The organism is Bhargavaea sp. GQ12 (genome assembly GCF_059758705.1).
The window spans coordinates 1-17,119 of record NZ_JCAXEU010000003.1 but is presented as its reverse complement, the minus strand read 5'-3'; the positions used below and the strand labels follow the sequence as shown (position 1 = coordinate 17,119).

Annotated in this window: 19 protein-coding genes; all 19 read left to right on the top strand. The window is 53.8% G+C overall.

Annotated elements, in window-relative coordinates; all coding sequences use genetic code 11:
• Window positions 1-12: 12 nt before the first annotated feature.
• Window positions 13-912 carry a stage III sporulation protein AE gene (locus AC6CHQ_RS03485; protein WP_251240325.1) on the top strand — a complete coding sequence of 300 codons (900 nt, stop codon included), beginning with the start codon at window positions 13-15 and terminating at the stop codon, window positions 910-912.
• Window positions 913-916: 4 nt separating this feature from the next.
• A complete protein-coding gene (locus AC6CHQ_RS03480; protein ID WP_177168297.1) occupies window positions 917-1,075 on the top strand; it encodes a hypothetical protein in 159 nt (52 codons plus the stop codon).
• A 137-nt stretch (window positions 1,076-1,212) separates the two neighbouring features.
• Window positions 1,213-1,635, top strand: a complete 423-nt coding sequence (locus AC6CHQ_RS03475) for a SpoIIIAG-related protein (protein ID WP_251240324.1) — start codon at window positions 1,213-1,215, stop codon at window positions 1,633-1,635.
• Window positions 1,632-2,168 (top strand): SpoIIIAH-like family protein, encoded by a 537-nt coding sequence (locus tag AC6CHQ_RS03470; protein ID WP_092051140.1) that lies wholly within the window; start codon window positions 1,632-1,634, stop codon window positions 2,166-2,168. Before AC6CHQ_RS03475 ends, AC6CHQ_RS03470 begins: the two co-directional genes overlap by 4 nt.
• Before the next feature lie 167 nt (window positions 2,169-2,335).
• Complete coding sequence (accB, locus tag AC6CHQ_RS03465; RefSeq protein ID WP_251240323.1) at window positions 2,336-2,839, top strand: acetyl-CoA carboxylase biotin carboxyl carrier protein; 504 nt, start codon at window positions 2,336-2,338, stop codon at window positions 2,837-2,839.
• A gap of 13 nt (window positions 2,840-2,852) precedes the next feature.
• Entirely contained in the window at window positions 2,853-4,223 is a 1,371-nt protein-coding gene (gene accC / locus AC6CHQ_RS03460) for an acetyl-CoA carboxylase biotin carboxylase subunit (protein ID WP_251240322.1), read from the top strand.
• Window positions 4,224-4,239: 16 nt separating this feature from the next.
• Complete coding sequence (locus AC6CHQ_RS03455; protein WP_251240321.1) at window positions 4,240-4,641, top strand: Asp23/Gls24 family envelope stress response protein; 402 nt, start codon at window positions 4,240-4,242, stop codon at window positions 4,639-4,641.
• Window positions 4,642-4,953: 312 nt separating this feature from the next.
• Window positions 4,954-5,337, top strand: a complete 384-nt coding sequence (gene nusB, locus AC6CHQ_RS03450; protein WP_092051132.1) for a transcription antitermination factor NusB — start codon at window positions 4,954-4,956, stop codon at window positions 5,335-5,337.
• Window positions 5,338-5,363: 26 nt separating this feature from the next.
• Complete coding sequence (gene folD / locus AC6CHQ_RS03445; protein WP_498080904.1) at window positions 5,364-6,224, top strand: bifunctional methylenetetrahydrofolate dehydrogenase/methenyltetrahydrofolate cyclohydrolase FolD; 861 nt, start codon at window positions 5,364-5,366, stop codon at window positions 6,222-6,224.
• Window positions 6,225-6,413: 189 nt separating this feature from the next.
• Window positions 6,414-7,766, top strand: a complete 1,353-nt coding sequence (gene xseA, locus AC6CHQ_RS03440) for an exodeoxyribonuclease VII large subunit (RefSeq protein WP_498080903.1) — start codon at window positions 6,414-6,416, stop codon at window positions 7,764-7,766.
• Window positions 7,767-8,024 (top strand): exodeoxyribonuclease VII small subunit, encoded by a 258-nt coding sequence (locus AC6CHQ_RS03435; RefSeq protein ID WP_251240318.1) that lies wholly within the window; start codon window positions 7,767-7,769, stop codon window positions 8,022-8,024.
• Window positions 8,017-8,901, top strand: coding sequence for a polyprenyl synthetase family protein (locus AC6CHQ_RS03430; RefSeq protein WP_251240317.1), 885 nt, complete (start codon window positions 8,017-8,019; stop codon window positions 8,899-8,901). The genes AC6CHQ_RS03435 and AC6CHQ_RS03430 overlap by 8 nt, the downstream gene beginning before the upstream one ends.
• An 87-nt stretch (window positions 8,902-8,988) precedes the next feature.
• Window positions 8,989-10,893 carry a 1-deoxy-D-xylulose-5-phosphate synthase gene (gene dxs / locus AC6CHQ_RS03425; RefSeq protein ID WP_498080902.1) on the top strand — a complete coding sequence of 635 codons (1,905 nt, stop codon included), beginning with the start codon at window positions 8,989-8,991 and terminating at the stop codon, window positions 10,891-10,893.
• Window positions 10,890-11,711, top strand: a complete 822-nt coding sequence (locus AC6CHQ_RS03420) for a TlyA family RNA methyltransferase (RefSeq protein WP_251240315.1) — start codon at window positions 10,890-10,892, stop codon at window positions 11,709-11,711. The genes dxs and AC6CHQ_RS03420 overlap by 4 nt, the downstream gene beginning before the upstream one ends.
• Window positions 11,712-11,799: 88 nt before the next feature.
• Window positions 11,800-12,249: a transcriptional regulator AhrC/ArgR gene (ahrC, locus tag AC6CHQ_RS03415; RefSeq protein ID WP_092051120.1), complete on the top strand. Its 450-nt coding sequence runs from the start codon at window positions 11,800-11,802 to the stop codon at window positions 12,247-12,249.
• 18 nt (window positions 12,250-12,267) lie between these two features.
• Window positions 12,268-13,959 carry a DNA repair protein RecN gene (gene recN, locus AC6CHQ_RS03410; RefSeq protein WP_498080901.1) on the top strand — a complete coding sequence of 564 codons (1,692 nt, stop codon included), beginning with the start codon at window positions 12,268-12,270 and terminating at the stop codon, window positions 13,957-13,959.
• Between the two features lie 309 nt (window positions 13,960-14,268).
• Window positions 14,269-15,231, top strand: a complete 963-nt coding sequence (locus tag AC6CHQ_RS03405; RefSeq protein WP_251240313.1) for a SpoIVB peptidase S55 domain-containing protein — start codon at window positions 14,269-14,271, stop codon at window positions 15,229-15,231.
• A 225-nt stretch (window positions 15,232-15,456) separates the two neighbouring features.
• Window positions 15,457-16,245 (top strand): sporulation transcription factor Spo0A, encoded by a 789-nt coding sequence (gene spo0A, locus AC6CHQ_RS03400; RefSeq protein ID WP_251240312.1) that lies wholly within the window; start codon window positions 15,457-15,459, stop codon window positions 16,243-16,245.
• Between the two features lie 163 nt (window positions 16,246-16,408).
• Window positions 16,409-17,119: glycerophosphodiester phosphodiesterase (locus AC6CHQ_RS03395; protein WP_498080900.1), on the top strand; the 711-nt coding region annotated here is incomplete at its 3' end.

Sequence of the window (17,119 nt, the reverse complement as noted above, 5' to 3'; positions counted from 1 at the left end):
GGGGCTTGAACGATGTGGGAGCTGATTGCTGCAGTTTCGGGTCCGCCCATCAGGCTGTTTGTGCTGATCGTCGTCCTGTCCGCCGCGGCTCTGGCGGCGGATTTTCTCGTCCCGCAGTTCCGTGAGTGGACAAGGCTTTTCCTGCTTGTCTCGGCAGGAGCTGCGGCGATGGGACCGGCGATCGATGCGGTTCGCATGATGGATGGTCTGATCGGGAAGATGACCGGGCTGTTCCTCGGCATCTATCCGGTTCTGGCCGCCGGAATGGCAGCCGCAGGAGGAGCGCTTTCTCTCATCAACTGGAACCCCGCCGTTTTCCTGTTTGTCCAGGGGGCCGTCGTGATCGGGGGCAAATGGATGGTCCCCCTGCTGATTGCGAGTTTTATCTTGGATTACCTGTCCAGGCTCGTGCCCGAAATCCCGTTCGCCCGTATTTCGGAGATGATCCGGGTGACCCTTCTGGGCGCGATCTCTGTCATCATCGCCTGCTACTCGCTATTTATCACGGCGACCGGTGCAATGGCCTGGTCTTCCGGAAGTGCACTGGCGGAGCCGCTCAAAGCACTGTTGCGCCAGCATGTCCCGCTGGTCGGGTCGTTTATTACGGATACGATGGGGGTTGTCGGCAAGTATTCATCCGGCATGGCTCCGATAGCCGGCAGTTATTTGATTGTTGCACTGCTCGTGACGAGTCTTTCCCCCGTTATCTATGTGCTTCTGACAGCCTTTCTCTACAAGTGGATCGCCGCGCTTTCTGAGCCGTTCGCACATGAGGATCTCGCAGGACTTTTTGACGATATCGGAAAAACACTGTTTGTGCTCTGCGGAATCATGCTGATTGTTGCATTCGCCATTTTTTATACTGCAGTGCTGTCCATCGTATTGATCAAGGTCATTGCGGGAGCGGGGTGAGTGAATGTGGGAATGGCTCGCCGGCCTTGTCTGGCTCATGGGCATATTGGCGGTCCTGGGCGCGGTACTCGGAGCTGATGAAAGGGAGAACTTCATGCCGCTGATGAAGCTTGCAGTGCTGATTTATATCCTTGGTCTGATCTCCCTGCTGCCCGGGTCATAGCCTGTACGAGCCGTGCATACATTGTGTCAGGATGAATGGCCGGGAAACGGCACAGCAATCCTGGCTGCCGGACCGATTCATCCGCTCCCATATACCGGAACAGCCATAACCGAAAGGACGGGAAGCGTGGAGATGACATGGAAAAAAACTTTAAGAAGAGCGCCCTGCCGCTGCTGCTTGCCGTTGCAGCCAGCCTGTTCATCCTGTTGCCGGGAATGAGGGGGCTGTTCGCCGAAAACAGCGCTGAAGGCAGGGAAGCAGTGCCATCCGGGCTTGAATCGGTCCTTTCGGATATCAGGGGAGTCGGGAAAGTCAGGGTCTACCGGCAGGATGGTGAAGACGGAGAGCGGAGCGGAATTCTGATGCCGCTTGACGGTTACTTCGGAAACGCATCCGGCGGCGGAAAGGACACGCCTTCCGGAGGGATCCTCGTTGTCGCGGAAGGAGCGGGAAATCCGAAGGTCCGTGCGGAGCTTGTCCGGATCCTGTCAGGTGTTCTCCAGCTGCCCGAGCACCGGATCGTCGTAGTGGAAATGAAAAACGAGGGGGAAGAGGGATGAGAGTGAAGAAAAAAGGTGTCTGGTTCCTGACGTTGCTGAGTCTCGTAGCGGTGATTGGAGTCTACTATCTGTTTGACCGTAACCCGATGCCGTTTGACGGAATCACGATTTTTTCCGATGATACGATCGAAGACACACAGCTGGGTGAAGCGGGAAGCGATGCAACTCCGGTCTTTGCGGAGAGCTACCTGTTCGAAGAGATGAGGATGGAAATGCGCAATGAGCGCAGCCAGCAAAGAGAACTGCTGACACAGAAAATCACGTCCGATGACCTGACCGCTGAAGAGCGCGACCAGGCATTTAATGAAATGCAATCTCTTACGAAACGCGAGACGGCTGAAGCCATGCTTGAGATGCTGATCAAAGATATCGGATATGAAGATGTGGTCGTCCGCACAGAAGATGGGGCCGTGAAGGTAAGTGTCATCGCCGATGAACTGTCAGCCGCACAGGCAGACCAGATTGTCTATACCGTAAAGAGTGAGTGGGAAGATTCATCGCAAGTCTCCGTCGATTTTAAATCCGCACAATAAACTGGGCCTTCGCAAGGCCTTTTTCTTTTGCGGAAAATTCCGTACTCTTGCGCTGAATGTCGTACTTCAGTACCGGATTCGTCGCTTTTATGTGATACCTATTTAAAAAACCTTTCGAAACGTCTAAAATGTAAGGGTACACATTTATAGTCAGAGGAGTCGTCATTATGCTTAAAATTCAAGAAATCCGCGAAATCATCAAACTGATCGACCAAACGGGAATTGAAGAATTCAAGTACAAGACGGAAGAAGGCGAGATCAAGCTGAAAAAGGGCGGCGCCTTCCAGGTGGTCGAAAGTGCCCCTGCAGTCCAGGCGCCTGCTGTGGCCGCACCTGCACCAGCCGCGCCTGTTGCCCAGCCTGCGCCGTCCGCCAAGGAAGAGCCGAAGCAGCAGGAAGCTGCACCAGCAGCTGTTTCACAGGACGAGAATCTGGTGGAAGTAAAGTCGCCGATGGTCGGGACCTTCTATCAGTCACCATCACCGGATGCGGCTCCGTTTGTCGCAGTCGGTGACAAGGTCAAGCCGGATAGCGTCGTCTGCATCGTTGAAGCCATGAAACTGTTCAATGAAATTGAAGCGGAGACAAGCGGTGAGATTGCACAGATCCTTGTAGAGGACGGACAACTCGTGGAGTATGGCCAGCCGCTATTCCTGGTCAAGCCGGAATAAGGGGGGCGACAAGATGAAAAAAGTCCTCATAGCCAACCGCGGGGAAATCGCGGTCCGCATTATCCGGGCATGCCGAGACCTCGGGATCCAGACGGTCGCGGTCTATTCCGAAGCCGACCGTGATGCCCTCCATGTGGAAATGGCAGATGAAGCCTACTGCATCGGTCCAAAACAATCCAAAGACAGTTACCTGAACTTCACAAACGTCATCAGTGTCGCCAAGATGACCGGCTGTGACGGCATCCACCCCGGATACGGGTTCCTGGCCGAAAACGCCGACTTCGCCGAACTCTGCGAAGAAGTTAATGTCACATTCATCGGTCCGACTGCAGATGCCATCTCCAGAATGGGCACTAAAGATGTCGCGCGTGAAACGATGAGAAAGGCCGGCGTTCCGGTCGTTCCGGGATCCACCGGGATCGTTGACGGACCGGAAGGCGCGCTGGAAGTCGCAAAAGAGATCGGGTTCCCGGTCATCATCAAAGCGACAGCAGGCGGCGGCGGAAAAGGGATCCGGGTCGCCCGCGATGAAGCGGAACTGAAAAAGGGTGTGGAGATCACACAAAAAGAAGCAGCGGCAGCTTTCGGAAATCCGGGTGTCTATATCGAAAAATTCATTGAGAACTTCCGGCATGTGGAAATTCAGGTGCTCGCCGATCAGTTCGGCAATACAATCCACCTTGGGGAGCGCGACTGCTCGATCCAGCGCCGCATGCAGAAGCTGGTCGAGGAAGCTCCGTCACCTGCACTATCCCAGGAAACACGCGAAAAGATGGGACAAGCTGCAGTCCTCGCAGCACAGGCTGTCGGCTACCGCAGCGCGGGTACGGTGGAATTCATCTACGATCATCTGAATGATAAATTCTACTTCATGGAGATGAACACGCGCATCCAGGTCGAGCACCCGGTAACCGAAATGGTGACGGGCATCGACCTGATCGCCCAGCAGCTCAAAATCGCTTCCGGCGAACAGCTGGAGATCAGGCAGGAAGATGTGAAGATCAACGGCTGGTCGATCGAGTGCCGCATCAATGCCGAAAACCCTTCACGTAACTTCATGCCGTCACCAGGCCGGGTCAACATGTACATCGTACCGGGCGGCAACGGAGTACGTGTTGACTCCGCCGTTTATCCGGGCTACATGATTCCGCCGTTTTACGATTCCATGGTGGCCAAGCTCATCACATTTGCAGACACCCGCGAAGAGGCGGTTGCCCGCATGAAACGCGCGCTTTCCGAATTCGTCGTGGAAGGCGTCGATACGACGATCCCGTTCCATTTGAATCTCATGGATCATGAAGTCTTCAAATCCGGAGACTTTGACACCAAGTTCCTTGAAAAATATGATGTAATGGCTGAAACTGAAGAAGCCGAACAACATTGAGAAAGGGATGATCCGGATGGCAGAACAAACGACTTCCTCCCGTGAGGCAGCCGCCGGGGCCGGCAAGGAAAATTACGGCAAGGTCGAGCTCGCTCCGGAAGTGCTTGAAGTGATCGTCGGCATCGCCACCGCCGAAGTGGAAGGGGTGGCGGACATGCGGGGCAATTTCGCTTCCGGTGTCGCGGAGAAATTCGGACGTACGGTGCACGGCAAAGGGGTCAAGATCGACTATAACGAAGATGGCCTGTTCATCGACGTCTACTGCTCGGTCGGCTATGGCAGCACAGTTCCGGCCGTCGCCCGGGAAATTCAGCAGAATGTACGCCAGTCGGTTTTCAACATGACCGCAATCGAACCGGAAGAAGTGAACGTCCACATCACCGGTATCCAGTTCGACCAATCGGAAGAACGAGCCTGAACAAAAGGGCAAGTGCCCGGTTAGCAACGTACAAACTGGAGCCCTTCGCAATGAGATAAAGAAATTCGGCGAAGAACGAGCGGATGTTGACTTATCGCAATGGAGAAGGGTGAAGTTTGCCAGTTGCTTGACGCTGGAGCTGGCCGGAGATGCCACGTGAATAGCCGTTATTCACACAGTGACGATTTATAATTTTCTAAGCATGAACAAAAAGCCGCCAATTAAAGGCGGCTTTTTGTTTCCGGATTCCTACGGATCGGCGAAAATATGCTATCATAGTCCAGAACGATGCAAAAAGAGGAGATTGCCCGGATGAAACGACATGAAGCACGAGAAAAAGCCATGCAGGCGCTGTTCCAGCTGGACAGCACGGAGATGACGCCCAATGAGGCGATGGACCATATCACGGGGGAAGAGGAAGTCCGTGATCCGTTCTATGCCTCCCTCGTCGAGGGAACTTATGGCAATAGGGAAGAAATCGACGAGTCATTGAAGTCGAAGCTCGAGAACTGGAAACTGGAACGGCTCCCGAAGGTTGAAAGGACCGTGCTTCGGATGGCCGTTTACGAACTTCTTCATATGGAAGAAACGCCTTCCAAAGTCGTATTGAATGAAGCAATCGAGCTCAGCAAGACATTCGGAGATGAGAAATCAAGCCGGTTTGTGAACGGCGTCCTATCCAAATACACAGACTGACACCTATACAGCTTGGAGTGAAGAGCGTGGAAGGCAAAATTATTGACGGCAGAGAAATCAGCAGGTTAGTTAAGGAAGAAGTAAAGGTGGGCGTCGACCGTCTGAAGGCGAAAGGGATGACCCCCGGACTTGCAGTGATCCTGGTGGGTGAAGACCCTGCATCATCGGCTTATGTCGGCAGCAAAGAGCGTACGACAAAGGCGCTGGGCATGCACTCCGAGGTGATCCGCTTAAGCAGCGAGACAAGTGAGGCCGACCTCCTCGCCGAGATCGGCCGGCTCAACGGGGATCCTGCCATCCATGGCATTCTCGTCCAGCTTCCGCTTCCGGAACAGATCGACGAACAGCGCATCATCGCCGCGATCCATCCGGACAAAGACGTGGACGGATTCCATCCCGTCAATGCCGGAAGACTTATGGCAGGCATGGAGGGGTTTGTCCCGTGCACGCCACTCGGCATCATGGTCATGCTGGAGCGGCGTGGAGTGGACCTGAACGGCAAACATGCCGTAGTGGTGGGACGGAGCAATATCGTCGGCAAGCCGATGGCCATGCTTCTTCTTCATGCGAATGCCACCGTGACGATCTGTCATTCCAAGACTGCAGACCTGCCGTCCATCACCCGCCAGGCAGATGTCCTGATTGCAGCTGTCGGGCGGGAAGGCATGATCGGCCGGGAGCACGTCAAAGTGGATGCCGTTGTCATCGATGTCGGCATCAACCGGGGAGAAGACGGAAAGCTGCACGGAGACGTTGATTTCGACAGTGTCCTTCCGGTTGCTTCGGCCATCACGCCCGTCCCGGGTGGAGTCGGGCCGATGACGATTGCAATGCTCATGTCGAACACACTGAAAAGTGCCGAAAGGGCTTTCCGGGAAGAACGGTGAGCACCCGACAGATCGTTTCGGAAACCGATAAAATTGTTTAAGCATGCGGCAAGGGCGGTACGGCCCCCTCGGTAAGCCTGCCTGCCGTGACGGTACCGGCCCAGTGGCCGGCGCGTCCCGGCGGCTGCGCCCGGGAACGTGCCGGCCTGCCGCTATATTTTTGTATTTCAAAAGAGAGGCGGTGCCGGCATGCAAAATCCATATCTGACAGTCGGTGCTCTGACCAAATACATCAAGCGCAAGTTCGATGCGGATCTCCATCTCCGTGATGTCTACGTCAAGGGGGAGCTGTCGAATGTAAAGCTCCATTCTTCCGGGCATGTTTATTTTACCTTGAAGGATAGCCGATCCCGCATCAATGCAGCGATGTTCCGCGCTAATGCCTCCAAGCTGAAATTCCGGCCGGAGGAAGGCATGAATGTCCTGATCCGGGGCGATGTGAATGTTTATGAGGCTGCCGGCCAATACCAGCTTTATGCGAATTCAATGCAGCCCGATGGCGTCGGGGAGCTATTCATTGCATTCGAGCAGCTAAAAGAGCGGCTTGGCAAAGAGGGGTTGTTCAACGCCGAATGGAAACAGCCAATTCCTGCCTACCCGGACAGGGTCGGCGTCATCACCGCTCCGACAGGGGCTGCGGTCCGTGATATCTGTACGACACTGAACCGGCGCTATCCGCTCGCGGACGTGCTCCTGTTCCCTGCTGTAGTGCAGGGAGCCAATGCCGTCCCGTCGATCGTAAGTGCAATCCGCCAGGCCAATGGACATGGCGGAATCGATGTGCTGATCATCGGACGGGGCGGGGGTTCGATTGAGGACCTGTGGGCATTCAATGAGGAAGAGGTTGCCAGGGAGATTTTCACTTCCCGTATTCCTGTGATCAGCGCGGTCGGCCATGAAACCGACACGGTCATCGCCGATTTTGTGGCCGATCTCCGCGCTCCTACTCCGACTGCAGCCGCAGAGCTGGCTGTCCCGGACAGCGTGGAGATCTCAAGGCGCATCCTTGAATCGAGGTCCAGGCTCCACCAATCCCTACATTCCAGACTGCGCCAAGAGCAAAAACGGCTGGAGCGGCTTGAGTCCTCTTATCCGATGAGTTTTCCGGAGCGGCTATACCGGCCATTTGCCGAAAGACTGGAACTTCTGGATGAGCGACTGGGGCAAAGCGCTTCACGGTTGGCATCCGACCGCCGGCAGGCCATTGCCAATCTGGATGCACGGCTATCTGCCCGCTCTCCCCGGGAGCTTCTGACACAGGCGCAGCAGCACACAAACCGGCTGGAGGAGGGCCTCAAGCGCGCGGCAAAAGAAACTGTCCAGCGCCAGGGCTGTACACTTGATTCGGCTGTCCGCACACTTCAGGCGCTGAATCCACTTTCGGTCATGGACCGGGGGTACAGCCTCGTGAGAAGCGGTGACCGGGTGATCAAGTCCGCCGGTGAATTGGATGCAGGTGACAAAGTGTCGATTTCATTCCGGGACGGAACAATTGATGCGATTGTCAAAGGGCCCCCAGAACGAAAGGACGTGGAACAATAAATGAGCGAAGAAAAACAGGAAACCAAAGATATCCGTTTTGAAGAGGCGATCGGCCGTCTGGAAGAAATCGTCCGCCGGCTTGAGTCTGGGGATGTGCCGCTTGAAGATGCCATCGACCTGTACAAAAAAGGAATGGAACTGTCTGCGGTCTGTCACAGCAAACTGCAGTCCGCCGAAAAGCAGCTCGTGACGCTTATTGACAAAGACGGGGAGGCAACAGCTTTTGATCCGGGTCAGGGAGGAAATCGCGATGAATGAGAAGCTGAAAGATTTCATGGATAGCCGGATCAGTGAGTTGTCTCCTGTGCTTGAAGGGGCAGTCAAGTCGCTTGACACGGAATCCAGATTAAAGGAATCGATGCTCTATTCACTGACAGCGGGAGGGAAAAGAATCCGGCCGCTGCTGATATCCGGTGTGCTCCATGACTTGGGAAAAGTTCATCCCGCTGAACTGCATGTGGGCGCCGCACTTGAGATGATCCATACATATTCGCTGATTCATGACGACCTTCCCGCGATGGACGATGATGACCTGCGCCGCGGCAAGCCGACGAACCATAAAGTATATGGTGAGGCAACAGCCATCCTCGCCGGAGACGCCATGCTGACGGAAAGCTTTTCCGTAATCGGCAAAGCACCATCACTGACGGATGCCGAAAAGCTTGAGCTGATCCTCCTGCTTACCCGCACCGCGGGCGCAGAAGGCATGGTCGGCGGCCAGATGCTTGACATGGATGCCGAACAGAAAAAGCTTTCGGAAAACGAACTTGAAAACGTCCACCGGCTCAAAACCGGTGCGCTGCTGACCTTTGCGGTAGAGGCAGGTGCGATACTCGCCAAGGCGAAAGCGACGGATCGGGAACAACTCAGGCGCTATGCACGCCACATCGGCATCGCCTTCCAGATCCAGGATGACATCCTGGACGTTGTGGGGGACGAAAAAGTTACCGGCAAGAAGACGGGGGCTGACGCCGAGCAGGGGAAAAACACCTATCCCGGAATCCTGACAATGGAAGGGGCAAGGAAAAAGCTGCTCCATCATCATACAGAAGCAGTCAAAGCCATTTCATTCCTGAAAGACCCTGATCCTATCCTCCGCCTGATCGCGGATTACATTATCCACCGCGTTTCCTGACAGCGTTTGTTTGGTGTATGGATGGGACACTGCTATAATGAACAAAGAATATTTTTACCTATTTTTTTATAAAGGTGAGTGATGGCGATGGATTTGACCAAGATTTCCGATCCATCCTTCCTGAAGGAGCTTGGCAACGGGGAATTGGAGTCACTGGCATCGGATATCCGGTCGTTCCTGATCCGTGAGCTGTCCGCTACCGGCGGCCACATCGGGCCGAACCTCGGTGTCGTGGAGCTGACAATTGCCCTGCACAGGGCTTTTGACAGCCCGCAGGACAAGATTATCTGGGATGTGGGCCACCAGGCATACGTCCATAAGATCCTGACCGGCCGTGCGTGTGATTTCTCTACGCTCAGGAAGTACAGGGGCCTTTGCGGGTTCCCGAAACGAATCGAGAGCGAGCATGATGTCTGGGAAACCGGCCACAGTTCGACTTCTCTGTCAGCCGCGATGGGCATGGCGGCAGCGCGCGATATCAAGGGTGCGGACAACCATGTCATCCCGGTGATCGGGGACGGCGCACTAACAGGCGGAATGGCGCTTGAGGCGCTGAACCATATCGGTTCCGAGCGCACAAACATGACCGTCATCCTGAATGACAATGAAATGTCGATTGCGCCGAACGTGGGCGCACTTCATAACGTGCTAGGACGGCTGCGCACTGCCGGAAAGTATAACAAGGCGAAAGACGAGCTGGAATATCTGCTGAAGAAGATTCCGGCTGTCGGCGGCAAACTAGCCGCGACGGCGGAGCGGGTAAAGGACAGCCTAAAATATCTGCTCGTTACAGGTGTCTTTTTCGAAGAACTCGGCTTTACCTACCTGGGTCCCGTTGACGGGCACAGCTTCGAGGATCTTGAAGCCAATCTGAATTACGCCAAAAAGATGGAAGGGCCGGTAATCATCCACGTCCTGACCAAAAAAGGCAAAGGGTTCCGCCCGGCAGAAGAGGACAAGATCGGCACATGGCATGGCACCGGGCCATATAAGCTTGAAACGGGCGACCTCATCAAGTCTCCGGCAAAAGCACCGGGCTGGAGCGCGCTGATTGCGGAAACTGTCCGCCGGATTGCCCGGGAGGACAAGCGTGTGGTCGCAATCACGCCTGCGATGCCGGTCGGATCGAAGCTGGAAGGCTTCGCATCTGAATTCCCGGACCGAATGTTCGATGTCGGAATTGCCGAACAGCATGCAACGACGATGGCGGCAGGGCTGGCGGTCGAAGAGATGAAGCCGTTCCTCGCCATTTACTCAACTTTCCTGCAGCGTTCATATGACCAGATGCTCCACGATATCGCGAGGCAGAATCTGAATGTCTTTATCGGCATCGACAGGGCAGGGCTGGTCGGCGCTGATGGGGAAACCCACCAGGGCGTCTTCGACATTGCATTCCTCAGAAGCATGCCGAACCTGACGATCATGATGCCGAAGGATGAAAATGAGGGCCAGCATATGGTCAGGACTGCGGTCAGCTATGACAACGGTCCGATTGCACTGCGCTATCCGCGCGGCAATGGCCTTGGGGTTCCGCTTGATGAAGAGCTCAGGGAGATCCCGATCGGCTCATGGGAGATGCTCACTGAAGGACGTGATGCGGCCATCCTGACATTCGGAACGACCATTCCTATGGCGCTGGCCGCCGCGGAAAAGCTGCGAGAAAAAGGCATCGGCGCTGCTGTTGTCAATGCGCGGTTCATCAAACCATTTGACGAGGAAATGCTAAAGAACCTCCTGGAACGGAAGTTGCCGATCGTGACTGTTGAGGAAGCGGTCCTGGCGGGCGGATTCGGAAGCGGGGTCATCGAGTTCGCACACGAACACGGATTCCACGGAAGCATCATCGACCGCATGGGCATTCCTGACAAATTCATTGAACACGGCAGCGTGCCGGAACTCCTTGAGGAGATCGGCATGACAGATGAAGCTCTTGCGGACAAGGTCGAAGAACTGGTGGGCCTGTCCCGCCAGAAAGGCATGCATGCCCTATGACACCCAAGCAGCCAAAAGAAAGAATTGATGTCCTCTTGGCGGACCGCGGATTTTTTGAAACCCGCGAACAGGCCAAACGGGCCGTCATGGCGGGAATCGTCTTTTCAGGTGACCGCAGGATGGATAAGCCTGGTGAGAAGATTCCTGCAGACGCAGATATCCAGGTGAAAGGAAGCGGGCTGAAGTATGTAAGCCGCGGGGGTCTCAAGCTTGAAAAAGCGCTTGAAACCTTTGAGGTGAGTGTGGCCGGCAAGCTGATCCTGGATATTGGCGCATCAACTGGCGGTTTCACGGACTGCGCACTTCAAAATGGCGCTGCCCACAGCTACGCGCTTGATGTCGGCTATAACCAGCTCGCCTATAAACTCCGTCAGGACCCGAGGGTGACCGTCATGGAACGGGTGAATTTCCGGCATGCAACCCCTGATCTGTTCACGGAGGGCATACCTGAATTCGCGACTATCGATGTATCGTTCATCTCTCTTTCCCTCATCCTGCCGACTCTAAAAACAGTGCTGATGCCGGGAGGAGATGTCATCGCGCTGGTCAAACCCCAGTTTGAGGCCGGACGGGAGAACGTAGGCAAAAAAGGGATCGTCCGTGACCCGGCTGTTCACCTTGAAGTCCTCGAACGTACGGCAGCGATGGCTGTTTTAAACGGATTCGACGTCATGAACGCTTCGTTCTCCCCTGTTACCGGAGGCGAAGGCAATATCGAGTTCCTCTTTCACCTGAAGGCGGCAGAGGATCCGGAGTTCCGGCTTCCGGAAGGGACTTTTTCCGCACTTGTGAAGGAAGCCCATGAAAAGTTGGATTGACCCCCGGAATAGGGGGTTTTTTGTTGTTGCGAAAAATGGATAATGGTACATTCTTATTAGGAAATATGCATTCTTCGGAGGGAATAGATTGAGCAAGGGCCAACGGCATATCCGTATTCGGGAAATTATTGGACATAATGAAATCGAAACACAGGACGAGCTCGTCGACCGGCTAAAGCATGAGGGGTTCAATGTGACCCAGGCGACGATCTCGAGAGATATCAAAGAACTTCATCTCGTGAAGGTCCCGCTCAGGGACGGCCGCTACAAATACAGCTTGCCTGCCGAGCGCAGCTTTGATCCCATGCGCAAGCTTAACCGGGCGTTGACCGATGCGTTTGTCAGCATTGACGGAGCGGGGCATTTTCTTGTCATGAAGACACTGCCGGGCAATGCGCACGCGATCGGTTCACTGATCGACCAGATCGAATGGGAAGAAATCCTCGGAACCATCTGCGGGGATGATACGTGCCTCATTCTTTGCCGGAATGACGAACAGCGTGAAACAGTAAGGGCAAAGCTGCTGGGCATGCTCTGATCAGGAGGTGAACGCCCCGTGCTTAGAGAACTGTCAATCAAGAACTTCGCGATTATCCGTGACCTGTCCATCAGCTTTGACAATGGACTGACCGTCCTGACGGGGGAGACGGGTGCGGGAAAGTCGATCATCATCGATGCTGTCCAGCTTTTGGCCGGTGGCAGAGGATCTAGTGAATTCATTCGCCACGGTGAAAAAAAAGCAGAGCTTGAAGGGATGTTCGAAGTGTCCCACGGCGGACATCCGGTTTTCCGGAAACTTGAGGAGTCGGGAATTCCATCGGACGATGAAGGAATGGTAATCCTGAGGCGAGACATTTCAGCTTCAGGGAAGAGCACCTGCCGGGTGAATGGCAAGCTGGTGACCCTCGCCATCCTGCGGGAAATCGGTTCCGCGCTGATCGATATTCACGGGCAGCACGAAACGCAGGAGCTGATGGACGAGCAACGGCACGTTCTTTTGCTGGACCAGTTCGGCTGGGAAACGATCAGCGATGCCAAGGAAAGCTACGCTTCCCTTTATGACCGCTATATCAAGCTGAAAAAACGGATTGCACGTTACGACGAATCCGAACAGCAGATTGCCCATCGAATCGATCTGTACCGTTTTCAATTGACGGAGATTGACGATGCGGGCTTCTTTGAAGGGGAAGAGGAGGAGCTGGAGGAAGAGCGGACACGCCTGAAGAATTTCACGGCCATCTTCGAGCGGGTTTCTGCTGCGTATGAAGCCATCCAGGGCGAGTCGAAAGGGCTCGACTGGACGGGTTCCGCGATGAGCGACCTTGAACACGCTGCTGAAGTTGATCCTCAGGCAGGCGAATTTGCGACTTCGGTATCTGATGCATTTTATACGTTGCAGGAAACCGCGTATTCATTGAAAAGTATGCTCGACGGGATGGAATTCGACCCGGGCCGCCTTGATGAAGTGGAGCACCGGCTCGCCCTGCTTCAGACCATGAAAAGGAAATATGGGGCATCCATTCCGGAAATTCTGGCCTACCGTGACAAGATCGCAGAAGAACTTGAAAAGTTCCTCAACCGGGATGAGCGGCTCAAAGATGAAAGAAAAGAAATCGAATCGATTGAAGCCGACCTGTCAGTGGAAGCGGCGGAGCTGTCGGGGCTCAGGAAAGAAGCAGCTGTCCGCCTTGCGGAAGCGATCCACCGCCAGCTTTCGGAACTTTACATGGAGAAAGCTCAATTCACCGTGGAATTCAGGGAACGCAGCCATTTCGACCGTCACGGTGCGGAAGACGTCATCTTCCTCATCTCGGCAAACGTCGGTGAACCCCCGAAGCCGCTCGCCAAAGTGGCTTCCGGAGGAGAACTCTCCCGGATCATGCTGGCGCTGAAGACGATTTTTTCAAAACATCAGGAAGTCACATCGATTATTTTTGATGAAGTGGACACTGGTGTCAGCGGGCGGGTGGCGCAGGCAATCGCCGAGAAAATTGCTGCGATATCCATGCACTCACAAGTCCTTTGCATTTCCCATCTGCCTCAGGTCGCGGCGATGGCAGACCATCACCTTTTCATCCGCAAAGAGTTCTCGGACGAACGCACCACCACATCTGTCGCTGAACTGGAAGGGATGGAGCGCACAGAGGAACTGAGCCGGATGATGACAGGAGCGGAAATGACGGATCTCACCAAACGTCATGCGGAAGAGCTTCTCGTCATGGCGGAAGACCGGAAAAAAGAAATGTGAACTTAAATCAGCACTCCCCCTGTCCGCAGCTTACATGCCGGAGCAGGGGGAGTATTTTTTTTCATTAACGATTTCATGAAAATCAAAGCAAGGAATCAATGCCGGTCTTTTTTTGCATACTAATTTGTACAGATGAACAGAATGCCTATCGTGAATTTGAGTTTTTTCTTCGAACTTATATGTGAGATTGCGAGAATGCCGCTACTGCAGCACGTTTCTTTATCCCCTGATTTTCATGCTACATTATACCGGACATAAGAAAAGGCACCGGACACATAGTAACGATATAACAGCACAGGGAGGTGAACCATGCGATGGATTAGCCGGAAGCTGATGCTGTTTGCACTGCTTGCTGTCCTGTTCTTTACAGGTGCAACCGGTGCGGCAGCTAACGGACCGAAGACGCTCATTCCAATGGGACATTCAATCGGCATCCATCTGGAATTGGGGATGCTGGTTGTCACAGATGATGTTTTGGTCGCGGATGGCCAGTGGCTGCGGGCCGGCGACATCGTGAAGGCGCTTGACGGGAAAGAAGTCACTACGCCGCAGGACATCTCGGATGCCGCAGAAGCTTCTGGCGAAGGAAAAGCGGTACTTGATATTGAGCGTGAAGGACGGGAAATGGAAGTCGGAGCCACGAAAAAAGAGCTCCTCAATCTCCCATCATTCATACGTGAGCGTACAGAGGGAATCGGTACATTGACGTACGTAGATCCGAAAACCGGAGAATATGGGGCGCTCGGCCATCAGATCATCGACAGGACATTGGACGGGGCACCACCGTTTTCAGGCGGCTCCATCTTCCTGGCGGATGTCGAACAGATCAAAAAAAGCGAGCCGGGCAAGCCGGGGTACAAAATCTCCTCGGTTGAATCCGGACAGCAGCTCCTCGGTGATATCCGCGAGAATGAAATCTATGGGATATTCGGCAAATGGACATCAACGTTAACAGGAGCATTCCCGAAACCGGTTGAGATTATGCAGTCCCAAGAGATCCGTGAAGGAGAAGCTTCCATCTATACGACGATCAAAGGAACGGAAATCAATAAGTATAGCATTAACATCACGGCAACCGCAGAAGATGTATTGAGGTTTACGGTCACAGATCGTGCATTGATTGAAAAAACAGGCGGTATCTTGCAGGGCATGAGTGGCAGCCCGATTATCCAGGACGGGAAATTTGCCGGGGTCGTGACGCATATGTTTGTCGAGGAACCTTTAAAAGGGGCAGCTCTTCCGATTGGTGAGATGACAAAACGGAAACCGTAAAAATAAATCCTTGGCCATACCATGATAGGTATGGTCTTTTCCTTTTTTTGCATTATAATAAAGGCAGAAATGAAGCATTTTGAATTGTGGATTTTCGTCGAATAATGTCGGAAACATCGTTCATGAGGCCCATTTTAAGATTTGATGAAGGTACTAACAGCAGGATGTCGAACTATTCTAACATGTCTCTGATAAGGGTTCGTTTTAAATAAGGGGGAAATCATAATGGAAAAAATCAAAGTGGCAGTGGCGGATGACAATCGTGAACTTGTAAGAACAATGCTTATTTATTTTGAAAATCATCCGGAGATCGAAGTGATCGGAACAGCTGCAAACGGGAAGCTCTGCCTGAACATGCTGGAAGAGAAAAAACCTGATGTGCTGTTGCTGGATATCATTATGCCTCATCTGGACGGAATTGGTGTTCTTGAGGAAATACATGCAAACGGGGGAGCTGGGGACATGAACATCATCATGCTCACCGCTTTCGGACAAGAGGAAATTATGCAGCAGGCTGCTGAGCTCGGTGCATCTTACTTTATCCTGAAACCGTTTGAATTCGACCGTCTGGTCCATCAGATTCTCCAAATGAAAAACGGGCGTCAGCTGAAGTCAGCCGTTCAGGGGTCAGAAGCCGGCAAGCAGCAAACACTCAGCAAAAAGGCGATCGACACGGCCATTACCGCAATCATCAAGGAAATCGGGGTGCCTGCACACATTAAAGGCTACGCTTTCCTGCGCGAAGCGATCACAATGGTGTATCATGACGTGGACCTGCTCGGCTCGGTCACAAAAGTGCTGTATCCGGAGATTGCGGAAAAATTCAATACGACACCTTCCCGTGTGGAACGGGCAATCCGCCACGCCATCGAAGTCGCCTGGAACCGGGGCAACTATGAAGTCATCTCGAAGATGTTCGGTTATACGGTGCATCATATGAAGAGCAAGCCAACGAATTCCGAGTTTATCGCAATGGTATCGGACAGACTGCGTCTTGAATTCATGACTGCCTGAAAGTAAACCGCATTCATACCGGCACTTGCCGGAACAGCCGCCCGGAACTCCGGGCGGCTTTCTTCGTTTATAGTAAGTAAGGCATTTACTCCGGGGTGGAATCCGTTTCGGGTGCCCTGTTACGGGAAACAAAAAGTAAGGAGATGCAGAAAGGGTGGGGCGCATGAGGAAAGTGTATGCACACAGGGGAGCTTCGGGTTACGCCTTTGAAAATACACTTCGGGCATTTGAAAAAGCGATCGGACTCGGAGCAGACGGAATCGAGACGGATGTTCAGCTGACGAAAGACGGGATTCCCGTTATTATCCACGATGCCGACCTGTACCGTGTCACGGGTACCCGCCGGTTCATCACAGAGCTGACTCTGGAAGAAGTCAGGAAACTGAAGGTTGGGCGGAATCGCTGGAAGCGGCTCCTCGGGCAGCCTGTGATGACGCTGACGGAGTTTTTTGAGTGGGCCCGGTTATCGGACAGTCCCCCTCTCAACATTGAGTTGAAGGAAACGTTCCTCGATCGTCCGGAAACGGTCGCAAAGATTGTAAAGGCCGCCAAGGGCTATCCGGACATTCATTTTTCCTCTTTCCATTATCCTCTTCTTATGAGGGTGAAACAGGAGGATCCGGGAGCGGAAACAGCGTTGATTGCGACAAAGAAAACCCGCTGGGACAACCTGGGCATGTACGGCAGTGCGGACGGTTTCCACATCCACAAGCGGCTCTGGTCGGGCAAATACCTCGGCGCCATCGAGCGCGAAGGCAAGTTCGCAAGGGTATACGGAGTGGACGGCACCGAGCCGTTCATTCCGAAACCCGAGGCATTCATCCGCGGCTGGATCACCGACTATCCGGACACGGTGAAAAAAGCGATGCAAAAA

Bases quoted from the DNA above. Each gene is read 5' to 3' on its own strand.
- AC6CHQ_RS03420 (WP_251240315.1), top strand. From the start codon at position 10,890: ATGACACCCAAGCAGCCAAAAGAAAGAATTGATGTCCTCTTGGCGGAC.
- spo0A (WP_251240312.1), top strand. From the start codon at position 15,457: ATGGAAAAAATCAAAGTGGCAGTGGCGGATGACAATCGTGAACTTGTA.
- AC6CHQ_RS03485 (WP_251240325.1), top strand. From the start codon at position 13: ATGTGGGAGCTGATTGCTGCAGTTTCGGGTCCGCCCATCAGGCTGTTT.
- AC6CHQ_RS03480 (WP_177168297.1), top strand. From the start codon at position 917: ATGTGGGAATGGCTCGCCGGCCTTGTCTGGCTCATGGGCATATTGGCG.
- accC (WP_251240322.1), top strand. From the start codon at position 2,853: ATGAAAAAAGTCCTCATAGCCAACCGCGGGGAAATCGCGGTCCGCATT.
- accB (WP_251240323.1), top strand. From the start codon at position 2,336: ATGCTTAAAATTCAAGAAATCCGCGAAATCATCAAACTGATCGACCAA.
- AC6CHQ_RS03475 (WP_251240324.1), top strand. From the start codon at position 1,213: ATGGAAAAAAACTTTAAGAAGAGCGCCCTGCCGCTGCTGCTTGCCGTT.
- xseA (WP_498080903.1), top strand. From the start codon at position 6,414: ATGCAAAATCCATATCTGACAGTCGGTGCTCTGACCAAATACATCAAG.
- dxs (WP_498080902.1), top strand. From the start codon at position 8,989: ATGGATTTGACCAAGATTTCCGATCCATCCTTCCTGAAGGAGCTTGGC.
- AC6CHQ_RS03405 (WP_251240313.1), top strand. From the start codon at position 14,269: ATGCGATGGATTAGCCGGAAGCTGATGCTGTTTGCACTGCTTGCTGTC.
- AC6CHQ_RS03430 (WP_251240317.1), top strand. From the start codon at position 8,017: ATGAATGAGAAGCTGAAAGATTTCATGGATAGCCGGATCAGTGAGTTG.
- AC6CHQ_RS03470 (WP_092051140.1), top strand. From the start codon at position 1,632: ATGAGAGTGAAGAAAAAAGGTGTCTGGTTCCTGACGTTGCTGAGTCTC.
- nusB (WP_092051132.1), top strand. From the start codon at position 4,954: ATGAAACGACATGAAGCACGAGAAAAAGCCATGCAGGCGCTGTTCCAG.
- AC6CHQ_RS03435 (WP_251240318.1), top strand. From the start codon at position 7,767: ATGAGCGAAGAAAAACAGGAAACCAAAGATATCCGTTTTGAAGAGGCG.
- AC6CHQ_RS03455 (WP_251240321.1), top strand. From the start codon at position 4,240: ATGGCAGAACAAACGACTTCCTCCCGTGAGGCAGCCGCCGGGGCCGGC.